At 73.1% G+C, this 21,197-nt stretch carries 17 protein-coding genes; 11 read left to right on the top strand and 6 right to left on the bottom strand.

Annotated features, from left to right (window positions below):
• Positions 1-247: 247 nt before the first annotated feature.
• Positions 248-1,234: an A/G-specific adenine glycosylase gene (locus ACIPM1_RS10805; RefSeq protein ID WP_402431943.1), complete on the bottom strand. Its 987-nt coding sequence runs from the start codon at positions 1,232-1,234 to the stop codon at positions 248-250.
• A gap of 184 nt (positions 1,235-1,418) precedes the next feature.
• Here ACIPM1_RS10805 and ACIPM1_RS10800 point away from each other — a divergent pair, with 184 nt between their 5' ends.
• Positions 1,419-2,255, top strand: a complete 837-nt coding sequence (locus ACIPM1_RS10800; RefSeq protein WP_402431940.1) for a hypothetical protein — start codon at positions 1,419-1,421, stop codon at positions 2,253-2,255.
• 72 nt (positions 2,256-2,327) lie between these two features.
• Here ACIPM1_RS10800 and disA read toward each other — a convergent pair whose 3' ends face one another.
• Together disA and radA are read right to left on the bottom strand one after the other, a co-directional pair.
• Positions 2,328-3,452 (bottom strand): DNA integrity scanning diadenylate cyclase DisA, encoded by a 1,125-nt coding sequence (gene disA / locus ACIPM1_RS10795; RefSeq protein ID WP_356190658.1) that lies wholly within the window; start codon positions 3,450-3,452, stop codon positions 2,328-2,330.
• Between the two features lie 80 nt (positions 3,453-3,532).
• The gene (gene radA, locus ACIPM1_RS10790) at positions 3,533-4,942 is read right to left on the bottom strand and encodes a DNA repair protein RadA (protein ID WP_402431936.1); all 1,410 of its coding nucleotides are present in this window, start codon (positions 4,940-4,942) and stop codon (positions 3,533-3,535) included.
• A 255-nt stretch (positions 4,943-5,197) separates the two neighbouring features.
• Between radA and ACIPM1_RS10785 the strand changes: the two genes are divergently transcribed.
• Entirely contained in the window at positions 5,198-6,910 is a 1,713-nt protein-coding gene (locus ACIPM1_RS10785; protein ID WP_402431933.1) for a hypothetical protein, read from the top strand.
• Between the two features lie 72 nt (positions 6,911-6,982).
• Here ACIPM1_RS10785 and ACIPM1_RS10780 read toward each other — a convergent pair whose 3' ends face one another.
• On the bottom strand, positions 6,983-7,930 hold the full coding sequence (locus ACIPM1_RS10780; protein WP_402431930.1) for a hypothetical protein: 948 nt from the start codon (positions 7,928-7,930) through the stop codon (positions 6,983-6,985).
• A 95-nt stretch (positions 7,931-8,025) separates the two neighbouring features.
• Here ACIPM1_RS10780 and ACIPM1_RS10775 point away from each other — a divergent pair, with 95 nt between their 5' ends.
• The 4 genes from ACIPM1_RS10775 (at position 8,026) to ilvD (ending at position 12,752) form a co-directional block, all read left to right on the top strand.
• Positions 8,026-8,958 carry a Ppx/GppA phosphatase family protein gene (locus ACIPM1_RS10775; protein WP_356195270.1) on the top strand — a complete coding sequence of 311 codons (933 nt, stop codon included), beginning with the start codon at positions 8,026-8,028 and terminating at the stop codon, positions 8,956-8,958.
• Positions 8,959-9,279: 321 nt separating this feature from the next.
• A complete protein-coding gene (locus ACIPM1_RS10770) occupies positions 9,280-10,104 on the top strand; it encodes a sugar phosphate isomerase/epimerase (RefSeq protein WP_356195267.1) in 825 nt (274 codons plus the stop codon).
• A complete protein-coding gene (locus ACIPM1_RS10765; RefSeq protein ID WP_402431926.1) occupies positions 10,101-10,706 on the top strand; it encodes a TetR family transcriptional regulator in 606 nt (201 codons plus the stop codon). Before ACIPM1_RS10770 ends, ACIPM1_RS10765 begins: the two co-directional genes overlap by 4 nt.
• A 192-nt stretch (positions 10,707-10,898) precedes the next feature.
• The gene (gene ilvD, locus ACIPM1_RS10760; protein WP_402431923.1) at positions 10,899-12,752 is read left to right on the top strand and encodes a dihydroxy-acid dehydratase; all 1,854 of its coding nucleotides are present in this window, start codon (positions 10,899-10,901) and stop codon (positions 12,750-12,752) included.
• A 131-nt stretch (positions 12,753-12,883) separates the two neighbouring features.
• Here the strand turns inward: ilvD and ACIPM1_RS10755 are convergent, their stop codons facing one another.
• The gene (locus tag ACIPM1_RS10755) at positions 12,884-15,133 is read right to left on the bottom strand and encodes a PQQ-binding-like beta-propeller repeat protein (RefSeq protein WP_402431920.1); all 2,250 of its coding nucleotides are present in this window, start codon (positions 15,131-15,133) and stop codon (positions 12,884-12,886) included.
• A 192-nt stretch (positions 15,134-15,325) separates the two neighbouring features.
• Between ACIPM1_RS10755 and ACIPM1_RS10750 the strand changes: the two genes are divergently transcribed.
• The 5 genes from ACIPM1_RS10750 (at position 15,326) to proC (ending at position 19,256) form a co-directional block, all read left to right on the top strand.
• Positions 15,326-15,655, top strand: a complete 330-nt coding sequence (locus ACIPM1_RS10750) for an SH3 domain-containing protein (RefSeq protein WP_356195256.1) — start codon at positions 15,326-15,328, stop codon at positions 15,653-15,655.
• Positions 15,656-15,698: 43 nt separating this feature from the next.
• Positions 15,699-16,211, top strand: a complete 513-nt coding sequence (locus tag ACIPM1_RS10745) for an EamA/RhaT family transporter (protein WP_402431916.1) — start codon at positions 15,699-15,701, stop codon at positions 16,209-16,211.
• A 477-nt stretch (positions 16,212-16,688) separates the two neighbouring features.
• On the top strand, positions 16,689-17,489 hold the full coding sequence (locus ACIPM1_RS10740) for an ABC transporter ATP-binding protein (RefSeq protein WP_402431913.1): 801 nt from the start codon (positions 16,689-16,691) through the stop codon (positions 17,487-17,489).
• Positions 17,486-18,259, top strand: coding sequence for an ABC transporter permease (locus tag ACIPM1_RS10735; RefSeq protein WP_402431910.1), 774 nt, complete (start codon positions 17,486-17,488; stop codon positions 18,257-18,259). Before ACIPM1_RS10740 ends, ACIPM1_RS10735 begins: the two co-directional genes overlap by 4 nt.
• Positions 18,260-18,443: 184 nt before the next feature.
• On the top strand, positions 18,444-19,256 hold the full coding sequence (gene proC, locus ACIPM1_RS10730) for a pyrroline-5-carboxylate reductase (RefSeq protein WP_356195247.1): 813 nt from the start codon (positions 18,444-18,446) through the stop codon (positions 19,254-19,256).
• Positions 19,257-19,367: 111 nt separating this feature from the next.
• Here the strand turns inward: proC and trpS are convergent, their stop codons facing one another.
• Positions 19,368-20,366: a tryptophan--tRNA ligase gene (gene trpS / locus ACIPM1_RS10725; RefSeq protein WP_356195244.1), complete on the bottom strand. Its 999-nt coding sequence runs from the start codon at positions 20,364-20,366 to the stop codon at positions 19,368-19,370.
• Between the last annotated feature and the right edge of the window lie 831 nt (positions 20,367-21,197).

Here is a 21,197-nt window from a genome sequence, read left to right as displayed (position 1 = left end):
GCCGTCCGGTGCCGCTCGGGCACGCATCAGAAGGTACGGAGGGGTTGTCACGGCGTTGTCCGAGCCAGCCTGCGGCCAGCCCTCGGCTGTACGTCGGTTGTGTAACGGACGTCGTAACGGGGTAAGAAGGAAAGGCAATTGGGGTGGCTTTGGGGTGATATGTCCGCTTCCGGGGCGCCGCAGGCGTATCACACACCCGCCCGTGGCGCCTCCTGAAGCCTTGATCCGCCTGTGTGTTGGCCGTCGGTCAGGTGAGTGGCAGCCGGTAGAGGCCGCCCGGCAGCGGTTCCACCAGGCCGTCCGCGACGAGACCGTCGAGGGCCCGGCCGCGCTGCACGGGTTCGTGCCAGACCCGGTCCAGGGACGTCTGCGGCACGGGCGCGTGGGCCTCCCGCAGCACCGCGAGCAGCTTGCCGCGGACCTGCCGGTCCGTGCCCGCGTACGTCTGCCCCCGGCGCGGCGGTCCGTCGTGCGCGGGCTTGCCCGCGAGCCGCCAGGCGCACCGCGCGGCGATCGGGCAGTGGTGGCAGGACTCGTTCTTCGCCGTGCACACCAGCGCGCCGAGCTCCATGGAGGCGGCGGCCCAGCGGGCGGCGGTCCTCTCGTCCTCGGGCAGCAGGGTGCGGGCGAGGCGGCGCTCGGCCGCGGTCGTCGCGTTCGGCGGGTACTGCACGCCGGTGACCGCGCGGGCGAGGACCCTGCGCACATTGGTGTCCAGCACCGGGTACCGCTGGCCGTAGGCGAAGGAGGCGACCGCGGCGGCCGTGTACTCGCCGATGCCGGGCAGGGCGAGCAACTGGGCGTGGTCGTCGGGCACGTCGCCGCCGTGCCGTTCCGTTATGGCGACGGCGGCGCCGTGCAGGCGCAGGGCGCGGCGCGGGTAGCCGAGCCGGCCCCAGGCGCGGACCGCCTCGCCCGGCGCCTCCTTGGCGAGGTCGGCGGGGCGGGGCCAGCGGGCCAGCCACTGCTCGTACACGGGCAGCACCCGGCTCACCGGGGTCTGCTGGAGCATGAACTCGCTGACCATCACCCCCCAGGCGCCGGCGTCGGAGCGCCGCCAGGGCAGGTCGCGGGCGTGGTCGTCGAACCAGGCGATGACCTCGCTGTGCAGGATCTCGCCCAGGGGAGAGGCGTCGGTGTCGGTCGGCGTGCCGGTCCGGGGCCGGTGCCGGGCGTCGGTGTCGGCGGCCGGGGCGGAGGAGTTGCCGTGCGGGGGCAGTGTGGGCGCAGTCATGACGGTTCCGATCCTGCCACGTGGCGGGGGAGACCGTGTGTCGTGACGGAGCGTGTCCGTGTGATCGCTTTTCCGCAAGAGGGTTCACCGCCAAGGACGTTGCCGAAATGATGATCCGGAAAAGATGTGCCCGGCGCGGCGGGTGACGCGGGGGAACGCGGCGATCTCTCGTACAGTTTGCGCCGTGGGATCTCTGCGCAATCCGGTCGGGCCGCTTCCCTCCTCCATCTACTGGCGACGGAGGGTCGTACTGCTGTCCGTGCTCGCCCTGTTGGCGCTGGTGGCCGTCTGGATCGTCGTGTCCGGCGGCGGGGGGAGCAACGACAACGGCGGCGGGTCCAACGGAAAGCATCCCGCGCCCTCGACCATCACGCCGGGACCCTCCGGTTCCGGTCCCGCGATCAGTCAACACCCGGGCGGGCGGGACGAGTCGGGCGGCTCGGGCGCCGACTCGGGTGGTTCCGGCTCCGGCTCGGGTTCCGGTTCCGGGGCGGGCGGCACCGGTGACTCCGGCGGCGCGGGCGGGGACGGCTCCGCCTCCGGCGGGTCGGCCGGGGGATCGGACGACGGCGCCCAGGGCGGCGGGGCGGGCGGCGTGCTGCCGGCCGGGTCCACGCTCGCCGACTGCACCACCGGAGCGGTCAAGTTGACCCTGCGCAGCGTCCACAACTCCTACGGACCCGGCGCGAAGCCCACGTTCGAACTGACCGCGAAGAACTCCTCCGGCAGCGACTGCAAGGTGGACCTGGGGCCGAAGTCCACGGTGGTCACCATCTCGCGGTCCGACAGCGGCGGCGACTACTGGTCCTCGGACCACTGCCCGCGGACCGCAGCCAGCGCGCTGTACCGGGTCCCGGCCGGGAGCGGCATCACGTACACCGTGCAGTGGGACCGCAAGCCGAGCGCTCCGCAGTGCGCGACGCCGCCGCCCGGCTCGGCCGGGGCCGGGACGTACCTGGTGGAGGCGAAGGTGCCCGGCTTCCCGAAGCTGCAGACGTCGTTCGTCCTGTCGGCGGACTAGGACCAGGCGGGGCCGGACCGGCCCGTGCGCACCGGAGGGTGCGTACGGGCACGTACCGCTTACGCGTACCGCTTACACGTACCGCTCGAGGATCGACGACTCCGCCAGCCGCGACAGTCCCTCGCGGACGCTGCGGGCGCGTGCCTCGCCGACGCCGTCCACGGTCTGGAGGTCGTCGACGCTGGCGGCCAGCAGTTTCTGGAGGCCGCCGAAGTGCTCGACCAGGCGGTCGATGATGGCGCCGGGCAGGCGGGGGACCTTGGCCAGGAGACGGAAGCCGCGCGGGGAGACCGCCGAGTCGAGGGTCTCGGGAGAGCCGGTGTAGCCCAGGGCGCGGGCCACGGTGGGCATTTCGAGGAGCTCGGCGTGGCTGAGGGCGTCGAGTTCGGCCAGGGCCTCGTCGACGGTGCGGGAGCGCTTGGCGGTCGGCTCGGGCACGTAGTCCCGGACCACCAGTTCGCGCTCCGGCTCGACGCCCGCGATCAACTCGTCCAGCTGGAGCGCCAGAAGGCGTCCGTCGGTGCCCAGCTCGACGACGTACTCGGCGATTTCGGTCGCGATGCGGCGCACCATCTCCAGGCGCTGCGCGACCGCGGAGACGTCCCGGACCGTCACCAGGTCCTCGATCTCCAGCGCCGACAGCGTGCCCGCGACCTCGTCCAGGCGGAGCTTGTAGCGCTCCAGCGTCGCTAGGGCCTGGTTGGCGCGGGAGAGGATCGCCGCGGAGTCCTCCAGGACGCGGCGCTGCCCGTCGACGTAGAGCGCGATCAGGCGCATGGACTGGGAGACCGAGACCACCGGGAAGCCGACCTGCTTGCTGACGCGGTCCGCCGTGCGGTGCCGGGTGCCGGTCTCCTCGGTGGGGATCGTGGGGTCCGGGACCAGCTGCACGCCCGCCCGCAGGATCTTCGACAGGTCCGACGAGATCACGATGCCGCCGTCCAGCTTGCACAGCTCCCGCAGCCGCGTCGCCGTGAACTCGACGTCCAGGACGAAGCCGCCGGTGCACATCGTCTCGACGGTCTTGTCGGAGCCGAGGACGATGAGCCCGCCGGTGTTGCCGCGGAGCACCCGCTCCAGGCCGTCCCGCAGGGCCGTACCAGGTGCCACGGCGCTCAGGGAGGCGCGCATCAGGCCATCGGCGCCGGAACTCCCACCGGACTTTCCGGGAGCTGCCGCCCGGTCGTTGGCTGCCACTGCTCTCCTCCGGTCGCAGGTTCTGGGGCGCTCCCGTTTCGCACCTCGGTTCGTACGGACGGGCAAGACCAGGGCAAAGTCTACCGGCGGTCCTCCTGCTCCCGTGGGGCCTCTCGGCGACGGGACCGGGGGAGGACCCGCAGCGCGTCCCCCATGTCGGCGACTTCCAGGACCTTCATACCGGCCGGGACCTTGCCCGGATCCGCCGGTACCAGGGCGTGCGTGAAGCCCAGCCGGTGGGCCTCGGCCAGCCGGCGCTGGACGCCCGTGACACGTCTCACCTCGCCCGCGAGCCCCACCTCCCCGATCGCCACGAGATTCTTCGGCAGCGGGGTGTCGCTCGCGGCCGACGCGAGCGCGAGGGCGACCGCCAGGTCGGCGGCCGGCTCGGACAGCTTCACGCCGCCGACCGTCGCCGAGTAGATGTCCCGCTTACCGAGCGCGCTGATCCGGCCCCGCTGCTCCAGGACGGCCAGCATCATCGACACCCGGGACGTCTCCAGCCCCGACGTCGTACGGCGCGGGGAGGGGATCTGCGAGTCGACGGTGAGCGCCTGCACCTCCGCGACCAGGGGGCGGCGGCCCTCCAGGGTGACGGTCAGGCACGTGCCGGGCACCGGCTCGTCGCGGCGGGTCAGGAACAGGCCGCTCGGATCGGCCAGGCCCGTGATGCCCTCGTCGTGCAGCTCGAAGCAGCCGACCTCGTCGGTCGCGCCGTAGCGGTTCTTGACGCCGCGGACCAGGCGCAGGCGCGCGTGGCGGTCACCCTCGAAGTGCAGGACGACGTCGACCAGGTGTTCCAGCAGGCGGGGGCCGGCGATCGCGCCGTCCTTGGTGACATGGCCCACGAGGAGGGTGGACATGCCCCGCTCCTTGGAGGCGCGGATGAGGGCGCCCGCCACCTCGCGGACCTGGGCCATCCCGCCGGGCGCGCCGTCGATCTCGGGGGAGGCCACCGTCTGCACCGAGTCGAGGATCAGCAGCGACGGCTTCACCTCGTCCAAGTGGCCGAGCACGGCGGCCAGATCGGTCTCGGCGGCGAGATAGAGGTGGTCGTCGAGGGCGTGGATGCGGTCGGCGCGCAGGCGGACCTGGCTCGCGGACTCCTCACCCGTGACGTACAGCGTGGGGTGCTCGGCGCTCGCCGCCCTGGCCGCCACGTCCAGCAGCAGCGTGGACTTGCCGACGCCGGGCTCGCCCGCGAGCAGGACGACGGCGCCGGGGACGAGTCCGCCGCCGAGCACGCGGTCGAGTTCGGGCACGCCGGTGGAGCGCGCGGTGGCCTGGCGGCCGTCGACCTGGCCGATGGGCAGGGCGGAACTGGTGACCCGGCCCGGTGCCGTCGTGCGCACCGCGGGCGCGCCGTACTCCTCGACCGTCCCCCATGCCTGGCACTCGGGGCAGCGGCCGAGCCACTTGGCCGTCTGCCAGCCGCACTCCGTGCAGCGGTAGGACGGCCGGTCCTTGGTGGTCTTCGTACGGGCAGCCATGGGGAAACCGTAGCCGCCGGCACTGACAGCGCGGGCTCCGGCCGGAGGGAGGACGGCGGGGCGGGGGTGCGGGCGGAGGCCGTGGCCGAGGCGCCCGGGAGGGTGGGCCCGGGCCGCCGCCCGGGCGGGCGGGCCCCCGCAGGCGCCGAGGGAAAGGTTCCTGTCCCCTTATGAGGGATCGTTTCACCCGTACGGATTAAAAGTACCGAAGGGAGAAGAAGGGGCATTCTTCCGCCGCCTACGGTCGCACGGGTGATGAGCAGCAGCCCGGAGACCACGATCCGAACGACCGGCGCACACCGGGCGCACCGGGAGGCGCGCGACCGCGCTGCGGCGCGCACGCTGGCACAGCGCCCTCCCGCGCGCTACGAGCCGTACCTGGACGGCCTGTTCACCTACTGCCTGTCCGTCCTGTGCGACCACGACGCGGCGACCGCCGCCCTCGGCGACGCCCTCGCGCTCGCCGAGCGGCGCGGGCAGCGCGTGCCCCGGACGCCGGGCGAGCGCCGCGCGTGGCTGTACGCGCTGGCCCGCTGGGCGTGCCTGCGCGCGCTGGCCGAGGCCAAGCAGAAACGTCAGGGCACCCATGCCGCGGGCCGGAGCGGCCCCGGCGACGGCCCGCAGCGCGGCGCCGGGCCCGCGGCCCCGCCGCCCGCCGCCGACGAGGCGCGGGAGACGCGGCGACGCGAACTCGCCCTGCTGGCCTGGCCGGAGGCCGCGGGCACCACTCCCGAGCAGCGCGAGGCGCTCGAACTGGCCGTGCGCCACCACCTCCCGCCCCACGAGGTCGCCGCCGTCCTCGGCATGTCCCCGCCCACCGCCCGCGAACTGCTCGCCTCCGCCGCCTGCGAGGTGGAGCGCACCCGCGCGGCGCTCGCCGTCGTCGAGACCGGCACCTGCCCGAGCGTGGCCCGTCTCACCGAGGACAACCAGCTCGTGCTCGGCACCGCCCTGCGGCGCGAGCTCGTCCGGCACGTCGACGACTGCCCGCGCTGCCGCCGCACCGCCGAGCGCGCGGTCCCCGGCCGGTGGCCCGGCGCCACCGTCACCCCGGCCGAGCTGCCGGTGCTGGAGGCGCCCCGGGCGGCCCTGCACGTCGCCATGGCGCACCACCCGCGCGCGCGGGGCACCGTGCCCCGCTTCGACCGGCGCGGATTCCCCATGGACCCCAAGGACCGCGCGGCCCGCAGGGACCGCCTCCGCGCGCGTGCCGTCACCACCACCGTGGTCGCCACCGTCGTCGCCGCCCCCGTGCTGGCCCTGTGGGCCGCCTACCGCGGCACCCCGACCGGGGAGGGCCAGGGCGGCCCCTCCGCCACCGCGCACGACGCCCGGGAACCGGACGCCGTCGACGGCGGAAGCGCGGGCGGCTACGAGAACACCGGCAACGCGCGCACGCGGCCCGACTCCGACACCTCCGCGGGCCACCGGCCCGACGTCTCCGTGGAGGTGCTCAGCGGCCGCGACGGCGGGCACCGGGGCGAGGGCCTGACCGTGACCGCCGCGAGCAGCGGCGACACCACGCGCGTCACCCTGACCGCGTCCGGGCCGGACCCGGTCCACTGGTCCGCGTCCACGGGCGCGTCCTGGCTCTACCTGAGCCGGTCGTCCGGCACGCTCCGGCCGGGGGAGACGGCGACGATCAGGGTGTACGTCGACCCGCTGCGCGAGCCGTCCGGCCACTGGAGCGCGCGGGTGGCGATCGCGCCCGCCGGAGCCGTCGTCTCCATCGAGGGCTACGGCACCGCGCCGAGCTCCTCCGTCCCCGGCCCGGCCCGAACCGGCGACCCCACGCCGACGACCCACCCGCACCCGACGGCCTCCGGCTCGCCGACGCCGTCGTCGCCCCCCACTCCGAGCGCCCCGCCGTCCGCCGACCCCACGCCGACCCCGGCCGACCCGTCGCCCACCGGCTCCGGGCCCTCCACCCCGTCCCCCGGCGGCAGCGGCACCTCCGGCCCGTCCTAGGGCGGGGTCCGGTGCGTGACGGGGGGCCGCGACGCCGGGGGGCCGGTCCGGCCCCCCGGCGGAGACGTGCGCTCAGACCGCCGGGTTCGCCGTACCCGCCGTGTCCGCCGGACCGGACGGGGGCACGGGGTCCGCCGGATGCGGTGCGAGCAGGGGGAGCTGCGCGGCCAGACGCTGCTCGCACAGCTCTACCAGCCGGTCGTAGCCCGCCTTGCCCATCAGCTCCGTCAGCTCGGCCCGGTAGGAGACGTACACCGGATCGCCCGCGCCGTGCGCCGACGTCGCCGAGGTGCACCACCAGTGCAGGTCATGGCCGCCGGGACCCCAGCCCCGGCGGTCGTACTCGCCGATCGACACCTGGAGCACGCGGGTGTCGTCGGGACGGTCGATCCAGTCGAAGGTCCGCCGGACCGGCAGCTGCCAGCACACGTCCGGCTTGGTCTCCAGCGGCTCGCGGTCCTCCCGGAGCGCCAGGATGTGCAGCGAGCAGCCCATGCCGGCGGCGAAGCCGGGCCGGTTCTGGAAGATGCAGGAGCCCTGGTAGGGCCGGGTCTGCCGGGACCCCTCGTCGTCCTCCGCCACCCAGCCGTTCTTCGTGCCCTCGGCGTGGTTCTGCCAGATCTCCGGGGTCAGCCGCGCCACGTGCTCGGCGACCCGCTTCTCGTCGTCCTCGTCGGAGAAGTGCGCACCCAGCGTGCAGCACCCGTCGTCCGCGCGGCCCGCCTGGATGCCCTGGCAGCCGCTTCCGAAGATGCAGGTCCAGCGAGAGGTCAGCCATGTCAGATCGCACCGGAAGACCTGCTCGTCGTCCGCGGGATCCGGAAACTCCACCCACGCGCGCGCGAAGTCGAGTCCCTTCTCGTCGGGCTCCGGACGCTTCTTCGCCCGCTTCGACCGCGTCACCGGCGACGGACCCCCCGCCGAACCGGCTGCTACGACCGGCTCGTCAGTCCTTGCCCTCTTCTTCGGCTTTGTCGCGTCCGCCGCGTTTCCGGTCTTCGCCTTTTTCGTCTTTGGCACCCGTCCAGGGTATGTCGCCCGACGCCGTGGGCGGCAACGTCCCGCGCGGGGTTCCGGGGGCGGAGGACGAGCCGGGTGGCAGTAGCGTTCCGTACATGAGACTCGGTGTCCTCGACGTGGGATCGAACACGGTGCACCTGCTGGTGGTCGACGCGCACCCCGGCGCGTGCCCGCTGCCGGCGCACTCGCACAAGGCGGAACTGCGGCTCGCGCAACTGCTCGACGGAGACGGCTCGATCGGCCCCGAGGGCGTCGACAAGCTGGTCGCCGTCGTCCGGGAGGCGCTCCAGGCCGCCGAGGACAAGGGCGTCGAGGACCTGCTGCCGTTCGCCACCTCCGCCGTGCGGGAGGCTCGCAACGCCGACGACGTCCTCGCGCGCGTGCGGGCCGAGACCGACGTCGAGCTCCAGGTGCTCACCGGGGAGGAGGAGGCCCGTCTCACCTTCCTCGCCGCCCGCCGCTGGTTCGGCTGGTCGGCCGGGAAACTGCTGGTCCTCGACATCGGCGGCGGCTCGCTGGAGATCGCCTACGGCATGGACGAGGAGCCGGACGCGGCCGTGTCGCTGCCGCTCGGCGCCGGCCGGCTCACCGCCGCCTGGCTGCCCGGCGACCCGCCAGAGCCGGAGGCGGTCCGGGCGCTGCGCCGCCATGTGCGGGCGGAGATCGCCCGCACCGTCGGCGAGTTCAGCCGCCTGGGCGCCCCCGACCACGTGGTGGCCACGTCCAAGACGTTCAAGCAGCTCGCCCGCCTGGCCGGTGCCGCCCGTTCGGCCGACGGCCCGCTCGTCCAGCGGGAACTCAAGCGGGAGTCCCTGGAGGGCTGGGTGCCCCGCCTGGCCGGAATGACGGTCGCGGAACGGGCCGAGCTGCCCGGCGTCTCCGACGGCCGCGCGGGCCAGCTGCTGGCGGGGGCCCTGGTCGCCGAGGCCGCGATGGACCTCTTCGGCGTCGAGACGCTGGAGATATGCCCGTGGGCACTGCGGGAGGGCGTGATCCTCAGAAGACTGGACCACATGCCGACGGGGTGACGTGGGGGCGGAGCCGGGGCGTCTGGCCACTGGGCCAGCCAGGGAGCATCTGGCCGCTGGGCGACCCAGGGGCCTCTGGTCACCGAGCGGCCCGGTGGCTTCTGGTCCCCGGGCGGCCCTGCGGCGGGTCTCGCCCCGAGGGCGGCCCCGGCCCACCCCCACCCCCTCGACGTGAAACCCGCCACACCCCGCCCCCTCCGCCCCGGGCGCCCTCCACCGGCGTATCCCCTCATGACGGGCGTGGCCGGATGCCGTACCCCCGCCGGGAGACGAGCGCGACCGAGGCCCCGGCGCGGAGTTCGGCCCCGTACCCTGTCCCTCGTGGCAGAACCAGTGGTGCGCATCCCGGATGCGAAGGTCGCCCTGTCGACGGCCTCGGTCTATCCGGAGTCGACGGCGACGGCCTTCGAGATCGCCGCGCGCCTCGGGTACGACGGCGTCGAGGTCATGGTGTGGACCGACCCCGTGAGCCAGGACATCGAGGCCCTGCGCCGGCTCAGCGACTACCACCGGATACCGATCCTGGCCGTTCACGCCCCCTGCCTGCTGATCACCCAGCGGGTGTGGTCCACCGACCCCTGGGTCAAGCTCCAGCGCGCCAGGGCGGCGGCGGAGAAGCTCGGCGCGAGCACCGTCGTGGTGCATCCCCCGTTCCGCTGGCAGCGCCAGTACGCCCGCGACTTCGTCGACGGAATCTGGCGGATGGCGAACGAGACCGATGTGCGCTTCGCCGTCGAGAACATGTACCCCTGGCGCTACCGCGACCGCGAGATGCTCGCCTACGCCCCCGGCTGGGACGTCACGAAGGAGGACTACCGCCACTTCACGGTCGATCTCAGCCACGCCGCCACGGCCCGCGTCGACGGCCTCCAGATGGTCGAGCGCATGGGCGACCGGCTCGGCCACGTCCACCTCGCCGACGGGGCGGGCTCGAACAAGGACGAGCACCTCGTCCCCGGCCGCGGCACCCAGCCCTGCGCCGAGGTGCTGGAACGTCTCGCCCGCTCCGGTTTCGACGGTCACGTCGTCATCGAGGTCAACACGCGCCGTGCCATGTCCAGCGCCGAGCGCGAGGCGGACCTGGCCGAGGCTCTCGCCTTCACGCGGCTGCACCTGGCGTCGGCGGTGAAGGTGCCCCGGCCATGACCGGCGCGCCCGTACGCCGCCGGGGGCGGCCGCCGCGCACGGAGTCCGCCGACACCCGCGACCGCATCCTGGCCGCCGCCCGCGAGGAGTTCTCCGAGCGCGGCTACGAGAAGACCTCCGTACGCGGGATCGCCAAGGCGGCCGGCGTCGACTCGGCCCTGGTCCACCACTACTTCGGCACCAAGGAACAGGTCTTCGCCGCCGCCATCGAGGTCGCCTTCGCGCCCGCCCTGAACGCCCCCGACGCGCTGGCCGACGGCCCCCTGGAGGGTGTCGGCGAGCGGCTGGCCCGCTTCGTCTTCGGCGTCTGGGAGAACCCGACCACCCGCACGCCCCTGCTGGCGATCGTCCGCTCGGCGGTGAACAACGAGACCGCCGCCGCCGTCTTCCGCCGCCTGATCGCCTCCCAGCTGCTGCGCCGCATCGCCGCGCAGCTCGACCTGCCGGACGCCGAGCTGCGCGCCGAGCTGGCCGCCGCCCAGCTGGTGGGATGCGCGATGCTGCGGTACGTGATCAAGGTGGAGCCCCTGGCCTCGGCGGACCTGGAGCAGATCATCGCGCGCGTGGCGCCGGTGGTGCAGGGACACCTCACGGGCGCGTGAGCCCGCGGTGAGGCGGCGGCCGTCAGCCTCCGCGCGTGCGTACGGGCCCCGAACGCACGTATGCGGAACCCCTGAGACATGCGTCCCGCATCCCGGACACCGCGTCCCGATCCCTGGATGACCGGCGTAGGCTCGACTGCGTCAGATCTCCGCCGGTTCCACCGGCGGAACTCTCCGAAGGAGCGAGCGACGATGCCCGAGCTGAGGTCCCGCACAGTCACCCACGGCCGCAACATGGCGGGCGCCCGCGCCCTCATGCGCGCCTCCGGTGTACCCGGTGCGGACATCGGACGGAAGCCCGTCATCGCGGTCGCCAACTCCTTCACCGAGTTCGTGCCCGGCCACACCCACCTCCAGCCGGTCGGCCGGATCGTCAGCGACGCGGTCCGCGCGGCGGGCGGCATCCCGCGCGAGTTCAACACCATCGCGGTCGACGACGGCATCGCCATGGGTCACGGCGGCATGCTCTACAGCCTGCCCTCCCGCGACCTGATCGCGGACAGCGTCGAGTACATGGTCGAGGCCCACTGCGCCGACGCCCTGATCTGCATCTCCAACTGTGACAAGATCACCCCGGGCATGCTGATGGCGGCCCTGCGCCTGAACATCCCGACGGTCTTCGTCTCCGGCGGCCCGATGGAGTCCGGCCGCGCCACCCTGGTCGACGGCACGGTCCGCACGCTCGACCTGGTCGACGCGATCTCCGACGCGGTGAACGACAAGATCTCCGACGAGGACATCCTCCGTATCGAGGAGAACGCCTGTCCGACCTGCGGCTCCTGTTCCGGCATGTTCACCGCCAACTCGATGAACTGCCTGACGGAGGCCATCGGCCTGGCCCTGCCCGGCAACGGCTCGGTCCTCGCCACCCACACCGCCCGCAAGGCGCTCTACGAGGACGCGGCCCGCACGGTCCTCGACCTCACCCGCCGCTACTACGAGCAGGACGACGAGACGGTCCTGCCCCGCTCCATCGCGAGCTTCGCGGCCTTCGAGAACGCGATGGCGCTCGACATCGCCATGGGCGGCTCGACCAACACGATCCTGCACCTGCTGGCCGCCGCCCAGGAGGCGGGCGTCCCGTTCGGCCTCACCGAGATCGACGCGGTCTCGCGCCGCGTGCCGTGCCTGGCGAAGGTGGCCCCGAACGTCGCCAAGAACCGCACGTACTACATGGAGGACGTGCACCGCGCCGGCGGCATCCCCGCCCTGCTCGGCGAGCTGCACCGCGCGGGCCTGCTCAACGAGGACGTGCACGCGGTCCACAGCCCCTCCCTCGCGGACTGGCTCAAGACCTGGGACGTGCGCGGCGGCTCCCCGTCCGCCGAGGCGGTCGAGCTGTGGCACGCCGCCCCGGGCTGCGTGCGCTCGGCGGAGGCCTTCTCCCAGTCCGAGCGCTGGGACTCCCTGGACGACGACGCCGAGAACGGCTGCATCCGCTCCGCCGAGCACGCCTACTCCAAGGACGGCGGCCTGGCGGTCCTGCGGGGCAACCTGGCGGTCGACGGCTGTGTGGTGAAGACCGCGGGCGTCGACGAGTCGATCTGGACCTTCGAGGGCCCGGCGGTCGTCTGCGAGTCGCAGGAGGAGGCCGTCCAGAAGATCCTCACCCAGCAGATCAAGGAGGGCGACGTGGTCGTCATCCGCTACGAGGGCCCCAAGGGCGGCCCCGGGATGCAGGAGATGCTCTACCCGACCTCCTACCTGAAGGGCCGCGGCCTGGGCAAGAGCTGCGCCCTCATCACCGACGGCCGCTTCTCGGGCGGCACCTCCGGCCTGTCCATCGGCCACGCCTCCCCCGAGGCGGCGTCCGGCGGCACGATCGCGCTCGTCGAGGACGGCGACCGTATCCGTATCGACATCCCGGGCCGCGCCATCGAGCTGCTGGTCGACGACGCCGAGCTGGCCCGCCGCGCGCAGGCACTGCACGGGGTGTACGCGCCGAAGGACCGCGACCGCAAGGTCTCCGCGGCGCTGCGGGCGTACGCCGCGATGGCGACCAGCGCGGACAGGGGCGCGGTGCGGGACGTCTCCAAGCTGGGCTGACCCCGGCGACCGGAGCGACCGCCGGAACGGCTGCCGGAAGGGGCCGCCTCCTCGGAGGCGGCCCCTTCGTCAACCTTCGCGCCCCTTCGCGCGTCCTCGAACGTCACCCGCCCGGCCGGCGCCTCCGTACCTCACCAGTCCGCAGGCGCGCGCCCGTCCACGGCGAAGACGGTCCCGTCGGGGGCGGCCGCGTAGACGTGCTCCCCGGCCATCACCGGCTCGGGCAGCGCGGCGGCGATCCGGTCCGCGTGCGCGCCGAGGCGGGGCGCGGTCTGCCCGGCCATGCGTCCGGTGCGGGCGTCGACCGCCAGCAGCCGGCCGTCGCCGCCGGTGAAGTAGACATGGCGGGCGTCGGCGACCGGCGCAGAACCGCGGCTGACGGACGTCTCCAACTGCCAGCGCACCTTCCGCGCCGCCAGGTCGACCGCCTCCAGTGAGCCGCCGGCGCCCAGCAGATGCACGATCGCGCCCCGCACGCTCGCCTGCGCGCCGTCCACCGGCACGGGCAGCGGGATGCGGAGCGACGCCTTCGACGCCGGGGTGTAGCGGACGACGGCCTCGGCCTGACCGACGTAGGCACCCCGCTGGGCGAGCAGCACGAGCGAGCCGTCCTCGCTGCCGACCGGGGTCAGCGTGCCCCGCAGCCGGGCGTCCCAGCGCACCGCCCCGGTCCGCGCGTCCACCGCGACGACGCGGGTGGCCGATCCGTCGCTCGAGGTGCTCGTGGCGTACGCGAGCGGGTCCCCCGTGAAGGAGGAGAAGGACGAGAAGGAGGAGAAGGACGGCAGGGCCGGCGCCGGCAGCCGCTTGCTCCACCTGATCCGGCCGGTCGCGCCGTCCAGGCCCCGCACCACCCCGTCGGTGCCGTTGAGCAGCACCATGCCGCCGACGTTCCGCACCCCGCTGTACGCGGGAACGTTCCGCTGCCAGCGCGCCCTGCCCGAGGCGGGGTCCAGCGCCTCCAGCAGCCGGCCGTGGTCCGTCATCGGCTGCACCAGACCGCCCGACACGACGGGCGGCCGGCCGACGACCATCGCGGCGACGGAGTGCCGCCAGCGCAGGGTGCCGTCCGCGGGATCGAGGGCGTAGACGAGCCCGGGCCGCGCGCAGACCAACGCGCCCGCCCCGTAGGCGCACTGGGCCGTCCCGTCCGCCCCGTGCACCGGCCGCACGGCCCATCCGGAGAACGCGGCGGATGCGGTCCTGGGCCGGGCGTCGCGCGCCGGCGGCTTCCCGCCGGGCAGGTGCACCGAGGCGAGCACTCCGGCCACGGCCAGGGCGAGCCCGCCGGCGGCCAGCGCCAGCGCCCCGCGCCGCCGCCGGGTGCGCGCCGGGGACCGACCGGCGTGGGACTCCGGCCGCCCGGCGTCGGGCCCGGACCGGCCCGTGCGCGACTCCGGCCGTTCGGCGCGGGCTCCGGACCAGACGGCGCCCGCCTCCGGCTGTTCCGCGCCGCCCTCGGGCCACGCGGGCGACCGGGTCTCCTCGGTCGCACCCGGGAACGGCGGATCCGCCGTGCGCTGCTCCGGTATGAACGCCTGCGTGTCGTACGAGGCCGCCACCGACCGCAGTTCCCGCATCAGCTCGTCCGGCGTGGGCCGGTCCTCGGGCTCCTTGGCGAGACAGCGCAGCACGAGCGGCGCCAGGTTCTCCGGTACGCCGGTGAGGTCCGGCTCGTCGTGCACGACCTGGTAGGCGACGACGTAAGGGCTGTCGGAATCGAACGGGCCGCGCCCGGTCGCCGCGTGCACCAGCACCGACCCGAGCGCGAAGATGTCGGCCGCCGGCCCCACCTCCCGCGGCCGCCGGAACTGCTCGGGCGCCATGAACGGCGGTGTGCCGATCAACTTGCCCGTCTCCGTGCGCAGTTCGCTGTCCTTCGGGCGCGAGATGCCGAAGTCGATGACCTTCGGGCCGTCCTCGGCGAGCAGCACGTTGCTCGGCTTGAGATCCCGGTGGACCACGCCGACCCGGTGGATGTCGCGCAGCGCCTCCGCGAGCCCGGCCATCAGCCGGCGCAACTGGGCCGGTGTCATCGGCCCGTTCCGCTTCACATGCTCCGACAGGGTGGGCCCGGGGATGAACAGGGTGGCCATCCACGGCCGTTCGGCCTCCGGATCGGCGTCGACGACCGGCGCGGTGAAGGCGCCGCTGACCCGCCGGGCTGCCGCCACCTCCTGCCGGAAGCGCCCCCTGAACTCGGGGTCCACCGCGTACGCGGCATGGACGACCTTCACCGCGAGCCTCAGCCCCGAGGTGCTGCGGGCCAGGTGCACCACACCCATGCCGCCGGAGCCCAGCCGTTCTTCCAGGCGGTAGTGACCGGCGTACTCGGGAAGTTCCGCTTCCGCGCTCGCCCCGCTGTTGCGCTGTGGCGTCATGGACCACCCCCGGTGCTGTTCGTCCGCGCGCGCGACGCACGGAGCCTAGTCGATGACTCGAACAGGACAGAGGCGGCTTGCTAGCCTCCGCGTGCGAGTCGCGCCCGTGCGCGCACAGGTGTTTCGCGGCGCGCTCCGAGGGAATCAACGGGGCCCCATGGCAGTCATGGGGTGCAACGGGGGAGGTACGTCATGTCGGTCGAGCGTGTCCAGAGGTCCGTCGCCACGGGGGCGCAGAAGGCGGCGGAGGAGTCCGTCGCGGTCACGGCGCTCGTGCGGTACTACTCGATCGCGCCGGGCGTCCAGCTGAACGTCCGCAGCGGTCCGGGCACCGGTTACAGCATCGTGCGCGTCCTGCCCGAGGGGTCTTCCGTGCCGATCTACTGCCAGACACCGGGCACCACGGTCACGGGCCCGTACGGCACCAGCAACATCTGGGACAACATCGGCAGCGGCGAGTACGTCTCGGACGCCTACGTCCACACGGGCAGCGACGGCTACGTCGCCCAGCGCTGCGGCTGATCCCGGACGGAGCCCGCGGCGGCGCCGGAGCCATAATCGACGCGTGAGCGACGAGAACGGCACCCCGGACACGCCCGCGGGCTCCACAGCCCCCGCGGGGCCCCGCCCCGAGCCCCTCCGCTTCTTCGGCACGACCTGGGTGCACCACGACGACGGCTACCCGGCCCGCCGCGTCGCGGCCGGCGCCGGTTCTCTCGTAGCGGTCGCCGTCTCCTGCCTGGTGCTGCGCTTCGCCTACCAGGGTCTGCAGATCGCCGAATCGGGCACCTTCGTCTCGCTGCTGGTCGTCGTGATGTTCGCGGTGTGCAGCGCGCTCGCCTTCCGGCACACCTGGGACGGCTTCACCAAGCGCCCCGACCCCGAGCGCCAGGCCTCCCTGCGCGGCCTGCTCGCCATCGGCTTCGTCGGCTCCCTCCTCGCCTACTTCTTCCGCTCCCTCACCGAGGCCCCGGGCGAGAGACTGCACCGCCAGGAGTACGAGCGGGCCCGCGAGCAGTTCGCACGCCGAACCACCCGCCGCTCCGGCAACCCCTCCAAGAAGCGCCGCCGCGCCTGACCGGCGAAGCCCAGCCGCCGGGCCTCTGGTCCACCCGGCCCGTCCAACTCGTTCTCCCGGTCCGCCTGGTCGCCTTGTCCGGTCGCCCGCGGGTCGCGGCCGCGACCCTCCTGGCCTGAGACACGTCGGCCAGCCGCCCGCCGACCGCCGACCGCACGATCACGGCCGTACGACCGCATCCCGGCCGCCCGCCATCGGCACCGGCAGCCTCGGTGCCGCCCGAGCGCGGCCTCTTGGGATCCCGCCGGGGGCGGGGTCGGGCACGCCTTTCCCTCGAGCTCGTCGAGCACGAGGTACTCACAGCGGCGCCGTCGCCGGTCGCCGACGTTTCAGGCCCACGACGTACTGCTTCTCGTCACCCCAAGCCGGGCCGGCCCTGACAGGGCCCGAGCCGCACACCCGACGCCCTCGCCCGGCGCCCACCCTCTGCCCGTCAGGCCCTTGACGGCACCCCGTCGCGTGCGCATTATTCATCACATGATGAATAATCCCTCGGACCCACCGCCCCCGGCGGAGACGGACACCGTCCGCGCCGAAGGCCTCACCGTGGTCCGCGGCTCCCGCACGGTCCTGCGCGGCCTCGGCTTCACCGTGCCCCGCGGTCAGATCACCGGACTCCTCGGCCCCTCCGGATGCGGCAAGTCGACCCTCATGCGGGCCATCGTCGGCACCCAGGCGAAGGTCACCGGAACCCTGGAGGTCCTCGGCAGCCCGGCCGGCCACCCGGCCCTCCGCACCCGGATCGGCTACGTCACCCAGGATCCGTCCGTCTACGACGACCTGACCGTCCGCCAGAACCTGGACTACTTCGCCGCGATCCTGCACCCCGGCCGCGCCGCCGCCGACCGCCGCCGCGAGGCCGTCGCCCGGGCGATCGCCGACGTCGACCTCACCGACCACGCCGGCGCCCTCGCCGGCAACCTCTCCGGCGGCCAGCGCAGCCGGGTCTCCCTGGCGGTCGCGCTGCTCGGCACCCCCGAACTCCTCGTCCTCGACGAACCGACGGTCGGTCTGGACCCGGTCCTGCGCCGCGACCTGTGGAACCTGTTCCACGACATCGCCGCGACCCGCGGCGCCACCCTCCTCATCTCCTCCCACGTCATGGACGAGGCCGAGCGCTGCCACCGCCTCCTCCTCATGCGCGAGGGCGAGATCCTCGCCGACGACACCCCGGACGCCCTGCGATCCCGTACCGGCACGGAAACCGTCGAGGCGGCCTTCCTTCACCTGGTCGACGAAGCGGTCGCGGAAGGCCGCGCCAAGGAGACAGCACGATGAGCACGCCGACCGCCCCCGCGCCCACGAGCGCCCTGAACCTCTCCCGCACCACCGCGACCGCGAGCCGGGTCCTGCGCCAGCTCCGCCACGATCCGCGCACCATCGCGCTGATGATCCTGGTCCCCTGCCTGATGCTGGTCCTGCTGCGCTACGTCTTCGACGGCAGCCCGCGCACCTTCGACAACATCGGCGCCTCGCTCCTCGGGATCTTCCCGCTGATCACGATGTTCCTGGTGACCTCGATCGCCACCCTGCGCGAACGCACCTCGGGCACCCTCGAACGCCTGCTCGCCATGCCCGTCGGCAAGGGCGACTTCATCGCCGGCTACGCCCTCGCCTTCGGCATCCTGGCGATCATCCAGTCGGCCCTGGCCACGGGGCTCGCGCTCTGGTTCCTCGGCCTGGACGTCATCGGCTCGCCCTGGCTGGTCCTGCTGGTGGCCCTGCTCGACGCCCTGCTCGGCACGGCACTCGGCCTGTTCGTCTCGGCGTTCGCCTCCTCCGAGTTCCAGGCGGTCCAGTTCATGCCCGCGGTGATCTTCCCCCAGCTCCTCCTCTGCGGGCTCTTCGCGCCCCGCTCCTCCATGCACCCGGTCCTGGAGGGCATCTCCGACGTCCTGCCCATGTCCTACGCGGTCGACGGCATGAACGAGGTCCTGCGCCATACGGACATGACGGCGACGTTCGTCCGGGACGTACTGATCGTCGCGGGCACCGCGCTGCTGGTCCTGGGACTGGGCGCGGCGACCCTGAAGCGGCGCACACCTTAGGGCCTGTCCGGCGGATCATGCCGCAGACGCGGGGTCCGAAACGCTCCACGACCACGGCCCACGCGTTCCGTGATCACGGGCCGGACGTTCCACGACTGCGGGCCGGACCCTCCACCGGACGTCCGGCGTCCCGCCAGCCGGACAACCCGCCCGGGGCCGCCACCCCCGGTGCGAGGATGAATCCATGAGCCAGAAAGTCGCAGTCCTCGGCACCGGCAAGATCGGCGAAGCCCTGCTCAGCGGAATGATCCGGGCCGGCTGGTCCCCCGCCGACCTGCTGGTGACCGCCCGCCGCCCCGAACGGGCCGGAGAGCTCCGCGCCCGCCACGGAGTCACCCCGGTCACCAACGTGGAGGCGGCGAAGACCGCCGACACCCTGATCCTCACGGTCAAGCCGCAGGACATGGGCACCCTCCTGGACGAGCTCGCCCCGCACATCCCCGCCGACCGCCTGGTCATCAGCGGCGCCGCGGGCATTCCCACCGGCTTCTTCGAGGAGCGCCTGGCCGCGGGCACCCCGGTCGTCCGGGTCATGACGAACACGCCCGCCCTCGTCGACGAGGCCATGTCCGTCATCTCCGCCGGCAGCCACGCCACCGCCGAGCACCTCGCCCACGCCGAGGAGATCTTCGGCGCGGTCGGCAAGACCCTCCGCGTCCCCGAGTCCCAGCAGGACGCCTGCACCGCCCTCTCCGGCTCGGGCCCGGCGTACTTCTTCTACCTGGTCGAGGCGATGACCGACGCCGGCATCCTCCTCGGCCTGCCCCGCGACAAGGCCCACGACCTCATCGTGCAGTCCGCGATCGGCGCCGCCGTGATGCTCCGCGACAGCGGGGAGCACCCCGTGAAACTCCGCGAGAACGTCACCTCCCCCGCGGGCACCACGATCAACGCCATCCGCGAACTGGAGAACCACGGAGTGCGCGCCGCGCTCATCGCCGCCCTGGAGGCGGCCCGCGACCGCAGCCGTGAACTCGCCTCCGGCAACAACAACTGACACCGCCCCCGGACGGCGCCGGGCACCCCCGAGCGGGGTGCCCGCCACCAGCGGCCGGACAAGGCCCGACGGCAAGCCTGCCGCCGCCGAACCCTTCCGGCCGCCGAGCGGTCAGGCCGGCAGCAGTCCCATCGCCCGGTACGCGGCGTCCACCGTCGGTCTGGCCATCTCCCGCGCCTTCGCCGCTCCGGCCCGCAGCACCCCGTCCACGTACGAGGGATCGGCGCACAGTTCCCGGTGCCTGGCCCGCACCGGCTCCAGCAACTCGACCACGGCCTCGGCGGTGTCCTTCTTCAAGGCGCCGTACGAGGTGTACTCCCCGCTCAGTGCCTCCGGGTCACCGCCCCCACAGGCGGCCAGGATCTCCAGCAGGTTCGCCACCCCGGGCCGATCCTCCCGGTCGTAGACGACGTCCTGCCCGCTGTCGGTGACCGCCCGCATGACCTTCTTGCGGACCGCCTCCGGCTCGTCCAGCAAGTAGACGATCCCTGGCCCGGAGTCGTCGGACTTGCCCATCTTCGACGTCGGGTCCTGCAGGTTCATCACCCGCGCCGCCACCTTCGGAGGCGTCGCCCGCGGCACCGTGAACGTGTGCCCGTAGCGCTGGTTGAACCGCACCGCCAGATCCCGGGACAGCTCCACATGCTGCGTCTGGTCGTCCCCGACCGGCACCTCGTCCGTCCCGTACGCCAGGATGTCCGCCGCCATCAGCACGGGATACGTCAGCAGCGACAGCCGCACGCTGCCCCCGCCCCGCTCCCGCTCGCGCGCGGACTTCTCCTTGTACTGGATCATCCGCCGCATCTCGCCGTCGGTGGCCACGCACTCCAGCAGATAGGACAGGCGTGCGTGCTCGTCGACGTGGCTCTGTACGAACACGGTGCACAGCTCCGGATCGAGCCCCGCCGCCAGCAGCAGGGTCGCAGCCTGCCGGGACAGCCGGCGCACCCGCGCCGGATCGTGGTCCACGGTCAGCGCGTGCAGATCGACGACACAGAACAGGGCGTCCGCCTGATGCTGGTCGACCTCGGCCCACCGCCGCATGGCCCCCAGGTAGTTCCCCAGCGTCAGATGCCCGGTCGGCTTGACCCCGCTGAAGACCCGCACCATCTCTTCCACCTCCTGGTCGAGGCCGCCGCGCCCGGCCGGCCGACCCTCAGGAGGGAGATACGAGAACGGCCGCCGAGGCGGCGGCCGTTGAGTGCATACGTGAGTCCGGCCGCCGTCAGGCGGCCCACCACTGCTGGTTGCACGTACGCGTAGTCACGTCGACCAGCCTACGCCTCCGGGATGCCGTCCGCCCGGAAGTTGACACGCCCCCACCCCATCCGTAGGGTTCTTCGAGTTGTCCGACGTGAGAGCCGACTCCGGTCGGTCCCCGGACAGCCACTCCGCAGGAACCAACCTCTACTCGACGACAGTCGTGCACTTGTGCCTTCAGTCGTCGTTTCACTGGCGTGCGTATTTGCGGAATACGGAATCCGCGTTCGAAAGAACGCAGCCCCCGATTCGCTCGGGAGCAGGGAATCCGCTAAAGTCTCACTCGTCGGAACGGCCCAACGGCCGGGAAGACAAGCCCCGCTGACTGGGGATCAGGTCGAGAAAGGATCTGATAGAGTCGGAACCGCCGGAAAGGGAAACGCGGAAGCGGGAACCTGGAAAGCACCGAGGAAATCGGGTCGGAAAGATCTGATAGAGTCGGAAACGCAAGACCGAAGGGAAGCGCCCGGAGGAAAGCCCGAGAGGGTGAGTACAAAGGAAGCGTCCGTTCCTTGAGAACTCAACAGCGTGCCAAAAGTCAACGCCAGATATGTTGATACCCCGTCTCCGGTCGTCATGACTGGGGCGAGGTTCCTTTGAAATAACACAGCGAGGACGCTGTGAACCGAGGGGACTATTCCTCCTCTTGGTTCCGCTCTCGTGGTGTTGCACCGGATTACC

This window comes from Streptomyces sp. NPDC086766, assembly GCF_044746005.1.
In the GTDB taxonomy this organism is placed as follows: domain Bacteria; phylum Actinomycetota; class Actinomycetes; order Streptomycetales; family Streptomycetaceae; genus Streptomyces.
Note: the sequence above shows the minus strand (reverse complement) of the source record. Positions and strands in the feature narration are given on the sequence as shown.

What these genes read in the sequence shown, in the direction of transcription:
- ACIPM1_RS10805 (WP_402431943.1), bottom strand. Translation starts at nt 1,234, where the DNA reads ATGACTGCGCCCACACTGCCCCCGCACGGCAACTCCTCCGCCCCGGCC.
- radA (WP_402431936.1), bottom strand. Translation starts at nt 4,942, where the DNA reads ATGGCTGCCCGTACGAAGACCACCAAGGACCGGCCGTCCTACCGCTGC.
- ACIPM1_RS10785 (WP_402431933.1), top strand. Translation starts at nt 5,198, where the DNA reads ATGAGCAGCAGCCCGGAGACCACGATCCGAACGACCGGCGCACACCGG.
- ACIPM1_RS10775 (WP_356195270.1), top strand. Translation starts at nt 8,026, where the DNA reads ATGAGACTCGGTGTCCTCGACGTGGGATCGAACACGGTGCACCTGCTG.
- ACIPM1_RS10765 (WP_402431926.1), top strand. Translation starts at nt 10,101, where the DNA reads ATGACCGGCGCGCCCGTACGCCGCCGGGGGCGGCCGCCGCGCACGGAG.
- ilvD (WP_402431923.1), top strand. Translation starts at nt 10,899, where the DNA reads ATGCCCGAGCTGAGGTCCCGCACAGTCACCCACGGCCGCAACATGGCG.
- ACIPM1_RS10755 (WP_402431920.1), bottom strand. Translation starts at nt 15,133, where the DNA reads ATGACGCCACAGCGCAACAGCGGGGCGAGCGCGGAAGCGGAACTTCCC.
- ACIPM1_RS10750 (WP_356195256.1), top strand. Translation starts at nt 15,326, where the DNA reads ATGTCGGTCGAGCGTGTCCAGAGGTCCGTCGCCACGGGGGCGCAGAAG.
- ACIPM1_RS10740 (WP_402431913.1), top strand. Translation starts at nt 16,689, where the DNA reads ATGATGAATAATCCCTCGGACCCACCGCCCCCGGCGGAGACGGACACC.
- ACIPM1_RS10735 (WP_402431910.1), top strand. Translation starts at nt 17,486, where the DNA reads ATGAGCACGCCGACCGCCCCCGCGCCCACGAGCGCCCTGAACCTCTCC.
- proC (WP_356195247.1), top strand. Translation starts at nt 18,444, where the DNA reads ATGAGCCAGAAAGTCGCAGTCCTCGGCACCGGCAAGATCGGCGAAGCC.
- trpS (WP_356195244.1), bottom strand. Translation starts at nt 20,366, where the DNA reads ATGGTGCGGGTCTTCAGCGGGGTCAAGCCGACCGGGCATCTGACGCTG.